A 699-nucleotide genomic window follows, 5' to 3' on the forward strand; every position below is an offset into this window, starting at 1 on the left:
TCAGTGATCTGTCCGCACAGGAAAACACCCTGCAAAAGACCGATACCTTTCATAAGATGGCCAGCGAATTTGACCAGCTGCTGGTTAGCGGTGAACTGACCGATGAGCAATGGCTGATCCTGAAACAACGGACGGAATCACTGCCCGTTGCCCCCGGATTGGTGACAGGCACCCTGCCAGAACCTTCCGGTAACAGCGTTGTCAGGCTATATACCGGCAGTGTTGCCAATATCGCTGCCAATGTTGTTGCACAATCCGACTGTTATCAACTAGCCACCGGGCAGCAATGGGAAGAGCTCTGGTTTACCAGCAAGCTGAAACTGTCAGGCAAGTTGAGTTTCCAGCTGAGAGAAACCCCTTTATTGACGCAACTCCTTAAGGGTAAACCGGTGGTGTTGTCCGGGCTGGAACATACCCCGACCCTGACAGGGCATCTGGAGTCACTATTGGCACCTGAGCCCTATCTCTGGATTTACGGCCAGAAAAAAGCTCTGCCCAACTGCCAGCTGCATATAGTCTGGCCCACTGACCGACAGCCTGAACGGGGCCCGTGGTTCCACCGCTGGCAACAGCAGCAGGATACCCGGAGTGATCGGTCAGCAGGCAGTGTAGAGTCTGATCGTTTTGAGCCTGACATAGTTGAACTCGGTAAAGCTGAGTCCATTTTGGCAGAATCCATTATGGCCGCCCCCGGTTTGA

Annotated in this window: 1 protein-coding gene; it reads left to right on the forward strand. The window is 53.6% G+C overall.

Going from position 1 to position 699, the window contains the following annotated elements:
- Nucleotides 1–699 (forward strand): hypothetical protein (locus tag J7438_RS26605; protein ID WP_209279034.1); only part of this gene is annotated, 699 nt, incomplete at both ends.

The organism is Thalassotalea sp. G20_0, assembly GCF_017744175.1.
GTDB lineage: Bacteria > Pseudomonadota > Gammaproteobacteria > Pseudomonadales > Endozoicomonadaceae > Endozoicomonas.